General features: G+C 73.5%; 5 protein-coding genes. All 5 read left to right on the top strand.

The window, feature by feature from the left end:
* Positions 1–700, top strand: a 700-nt coding sequence (locus ACR9ZK_RS20775) for a class I SAM-dependent methyltransferase (RefSeq protein WP_481343865.1), incomplete at its 5' end; no start/stop codon positions are given.
* Positions 701–765: 65 nt separating this feature from the next.
* Complete coding sequence (locus ACR9ZK_RS20770) at positions 766–1,929, top strand: PucR family transcriptional regulator (protein WP_481343864.1); 1,164 nt, start codon at positions 766–768, stop codon at positions 1,927–1,929.
* A 158-nt stretch (positions 1,930–2,087) separates the two neighbouring features.
* Positions 2,088–3,089 carry an ACP S-malonyltransferase gene (locus tag ACR9ZK_RS20765; RefSeq protein WP_481343863.1) on the top strand — a complete coding sequence of 334 codons (1,002 nt, stop codon included), beginning with the start codon at positions 2,088–2,090 and terminating at the stop codon, positions 3,087–3,089.
* A gap of 31 nt (positions 3,090–3,120) precedes the next feature.
* Positions 3,121–4,176 (top strand): beta-ketoacyl-ACP synthase III, encoded by a 1,056-nt coding sequence (locus tag ACR9ZK_RS20760; RefSeq protein ID WP_481343862.1) that lies wholly within the window; start codon positions 3,121–3,123, stop codon positions 4,174–4,176.
* 77 nt (positions 4,177–4,253) lie between these two features.
* Positions 4,254–4,502 (top strand): acyl carrier protein, encoded by a 249-nt coding sequence (locus tag ACR9ZK_RS20755; protein WP_481343861.1) that lies wholly within the window; start codon positions 4,254–4,256, stop codon positions 4,500–4,502.
* Positions 4,503–4,645: the final 143 nt, after the last annotated feature.

Raw genomic sequence — 4,645 nt, 5'->3', positions numbered from 1 at the left:
GATGACCGACCGCGACACCGTCGACGCGCAGTACGCCGGCACGGACAACCTGCGCACCCGCCGTGCCGTGTGGGGGCCAGGCCCCGAGGGCGTCTCCCCCGTCGACGTCCTGCTCAGCTCGGTCGTCGCCGCCCGGCCCACGAAGGTCATCGAGATCGGTTGCGGCACAGGTCAGTTCGCCCGCTCGGTGCTCGACGCACTGCCGGGCGTCGACTACCTGGCCACGGACATCTCGGCGGCCATGGTCGACGCCACGGCGGCGCTCGGCGTGCCCGCCCGCCGGCTGCCCGCCGCCGACCTCCCCTTCGCCGACGACACGTTCGACGCCGCTGTCGCGGCGTGGATGCTCTACCACGTGCCCGACCTCGACGGCACGCTCGCCGAGCTGCGTCGGGTCCTTCGCGACGGTGGCCGGCTCAGCGTGGCGACGAACGGCGAGGAGCATCTCGCCGACCTCCTCCGCGAGGCGGGTGGTGAACCGCTCGTCACCCAGCTCACCGCCGAGAACGCCGAGGAGACGCTGTCGCGCCACTTCCGGCACGTGTCGCGACGCGACGTCGAGACGCGGGCGACCTTCGCGGACCACGCTGCCGCGAGGGCGTACCTGTCCACCTTCGACCCCGACCTGGCGGCCTCGCTGCCACAGTTCGAGGGACCGCGCTCCTACGCCGGGCGCTCCTGCATCCTCACCGCGCGCTGATCCCGCGCCCGGGCGTTTGTGACCGCCGCACAAAGCGCCGGTCCGACGCGTCCTAGGCTGACGCCGTGACCGAGCGACCCGGGCAGCCGAGCGACGCGACGACGCGTACCGTCGAGCGCAGCGCCGGCGAGCTCGCGACCCTCGCGGCGCGCCGGATGGAGGAGAACCTCGGCTGGTACCGACGCCTGTCGGCGCAGGAGCGCTCGCAGGTGGGCCTCGTGGCCCAGGCCGGCATCTCGCAGTTCATCGCCTGGTTCCGTTCCGAGGGGCACGCGCCGTCGGCGATCTCGATCTTCGCCAACGCGCCGCAGGAGCTGACGCGGTCGGTCAGCCTGCGCCAGACCCTCGACCTCGTGCGCACGGTCGTCGACGTCGTCGAGTCGCACGTCGGGACGCTCGCCGGCCCCGGCGACGAGCAGCTGCTGCGCGAGTCGGTCCTGCGCTTCTCGCGCGACATCGCCTTCGCCGCCGCCGAGGTCTACGCCGGCGCGGCCGAGGCTCGCGGCGCGTGGGACGCCCGGCTCGAGGCGCTCGTCGTCGACGCCGTCCTGCGTGGGGAGGCCGACGACTCGATGCAGTCGCGGGCCACGGCCCTCGGGTGGGGCGAGGTGTCGCACGTGACGTTCGTCGCCGGCACGACGCCGGAGGGCCGAGGGGGCACGGTGCCCGCGGTCGACGACCTGCGCCGCGCGGTGCGCAAGGAGGGCGTCGAGGCCCTCGTGCTCGTCCAGCGGACCCGGCTCATCGCCGTCGTGGGCGGCACCCGCGAGCCGCTCTCGGTCGTCGGGGCGGTGGCCGACCGGTTCGGTCCCGGGCCGGTCGTCGTCGGTCCGACCGTGCCGCACCTGTTCGCGGCGGGGCGATCGGCACGCGCCGCCCTGAGCGGGCTGTCGGCCGCCGCGGCCTGGCCCGACGCCCCCCGCGTCGTGGAGTCCGACGCCCTCCTGCCCGAGCGGGCCCTCGCCGGTGACCAGAGCGCTCGCCGCATCCTCGTCGAGCGGATCCACCGACCGCTGCGCGGCGCCCAGCAGGCGCCGCTGCTCGCGACGGCAACGGCCTACCTGGACAACGGCGGCAGCCTCGAGGCCACAGCCCGCACGCTCTTCGTGCACCCGAACACGGTCCGCTACCGCCTGGGGCGCATCGGGGACGCCACGGGGTACGACCTGACGACGCCGCGCGAGGCCTGGGCGGTGCGGATCGCCCTGGCCCTCGGACGGCTCGCCTGACAGGAGCGTGCGAGCCCGCCACCGCGACGCTCGGCGGGCGGCAGGCGCGAGCACGCCGGGCGCCCGTGTCTCCTTGGAGGTATCCTCCAAACATTCGCGGCCGAGTTGGTGACATTCGGTGGCGGGGTCCTGACCGGTAACCGGGAAGTGTTGGACACGTGCTAGCGATCGTCTGCCCAGGACAGGGCTCACAGACCCCCGGCTTCCTCTCCCCCTGGCTCGAGCTGCCGGGCCAGCGCGAGCTGCTCACGGCGCTCGGCGAGGCGGCGGGCACCGACCTCGTCGCCCACGGCACCGCGTCGGACGCCGACACGATCAAGGACACCGCGGTCGCCCAGCCCCTCATCGTCGGAGCCGGCCTCACGACCCTCGCCGCACTGCTCGAGGACACGACGCTGCCGACCGCGACCGTCGTCGCCGGGCACTCGGTCGGCGAGTTCACCGCTGCCGCCGCCGCGGGCGTGCTCGCCCCGACCGAGGCGATGTCGCTCGTCGACGTCCGCGGCCGCGCCATGGCCGAGGCCAGCGCGGTCACGCCGACCGGGATGGCCGCCGTCCTCGGTGGCGATCCCGACGAGGTGCTCACCGTCCTCGAGCGCCACGGCCTGACCCCCGCGAACATGAACGGCGCCGGGCAGGTCGTGGCTGCCGGCACCCTCGAGCAGGTCGCGGCGCTGCGGGACGACCCGCCCGCCAAGGCCCGCGTCATCCCCCTGCAGGTCGCCGGCGCCTTCCACACCCGGCACATGGCGCCGGCCGTCGACGCCCTCGCCGCCCGCGCCGCCGAGGTGACCCCGGCCGACCCGTCCGTGACGCTCCTGTCGAACGCCGACGGCGTCGCCGTCGGCTCCGGCGCCGACGCGCTCGCTCGCCTCGTCGACCAGGTCAGCAACCCGGTCCGCTGGGACCTCTGCATGGAGACGCTGCTGTCCCTCGGCGTCACCGGCCTGCTCGAGCTCGCCCCCGCGGGGACGCTCGTCGGCCTCGCCAAGCGCGCGATGCGCGGCGTCGAGACCCTCGCCCTCAAGACGCCCGACGACCTCGAGCCGGCGCGCCGGATGATCTCCGAGCACGGCGCCGACTCCGGCACCGCGGACGCCTCCGCCCACGAGGCCGCGTCCGTCACGCCGACCGCCGACGCCGGCTCCTCCGCGTCCTGACCCCTCGTCCCCCGACCACAGAGAAGGCACCGTGACCACCGCACCCGGCACCGCACCACAGCCCAAGGGGACCGGCACCCTCGTCGACGCCGGCGGCGCCCGCCACTCCCGGATCCTCGGCGTCGGCGCCTACCGCCCGGCCCGCGTCGTCATGAACGCCGAGATCGTCGACAAGATCGACTCGAGCGACGAGTGGATCCGTGAGCGCTCCGGCATCGTCAGCCGGCACTGGGCGGCCGAGGACGAGTCGGTCATCGACATGGCCGAGCACGCCGCGCGCCAGGCCCTCGAGCACGCCGGCGTGTCCGCCGAGCAGATCGGGTTCGTGCTCATGGCCACCGTGACGCACCCGTACCAGACTCCGGCCGCCGCGCCCGAGCTCGCGTCGCGGCTCGGCTCGACCGCTCCGGCCATGGACATCTCGGCCGCGTGCGCCGGCTACTGCTACGGCGTCGCCGTGGGCAGCGACATGGTCAAGGGCGGCTCGGCCGACTACGTCCTCGTCGTCGGCGTCGAGAAGCTGACCGACTTCACCGACCCGTACGACCGCGGCACGGCGTTCATCTTCGGCGACGGCGCCGGCGCCTGCGTCATCGGCCCGAGCGAGACTCCGGGGATCGGCCCCACGGTGTGGGGCTCCGACGGCACCCAGCGCGACGCCATCACCCAGAAGCAGGCGTGGACCGACCTGCGCGAGTCGTGGCAGGACGCCCAGGCCGACAAGAACGCCTGGCCCGCCATCGGCATGGCCGGCCAGACGGTCTTCCGGTGGGCGGTCTGGGGCATGGCGCCCGTGGCACAGCAGGCCATCGACCGCGCCGGCATCAAGGCCGACGACCTCGACGCCTTCATCCCGCACCAGGCGAACATCCGCATCATCGACGCCATGGTCAAGCAGCTCAAGCTGCCCGCCGACATCCCGGTGGCCCGCGACATCGTCACCACGGCCAACACGTCCGCGGCCTCGATCCCGATCGCGACGACGCGCATGCTCGCCGAGCAGGAGATCCCGAGCGGCGGCCTCGCGCTGCAGATCGGCTTCGGCGCGGGCCTCGTCTACGCGGCCCAGGTCGTCGTCCTGCCCTGACCCAGCTCCCGCCGGTCCCGACGGGTCATTCGGGCCAACGGAACGACACACGGATCCCAACCACAAGGAGCAGACAGATGGCTCAGTCCGAGCAGGAGATCCTCGAGGGTCTCGCCGAGATCGTCAACGAGGAGACGGGCCTCGACACCGAGTCCGTCGAGATGGACAAGTCCTTCACCGAGGACCTCGACATCGACTCCCTCTCGATGATGACGATCGTCGTCAACGCCGAGGAGAAGTTCGGCGTGCGCATCCCGGACAGCGAGGTCAAGAACCTCAAGACGGTCCGCGACGCCGTCACGTACATCTCGAGCGCCCAGTCCTGACGCGGACGGCCGGTCGGGAGACCGACGGCCCACCCGCTCCCCGGGAGCCTGTCTCTTATACACATCTCCGAGCCCACGAGACGGAGCTACATCTAGGGGGGCGTTTTTTGCTTTGGAGGGGGGGGGGGGGGGGGGGGGGGGGG

The sequence above is a fragment of the Monashia sp. HAY1-5C genome (assembly GCF_056755255.1).
The sequence above is the reverse complement of the archived record's forward strand: the minus strand, read 5'-3'. Positions and strand labels throughout refer to the sequence as shown.

What these genes read in the sequence shown, in the direction of transcription:
- ACR9ZK_RS20755 (WP_481343861.1), top strand. Translation starts at nt 4,254, where the DNA reads ATGGCTCAGTCCGAGCAGGAGATCCTCGAGGGTCTCGCCGAGATCGTC.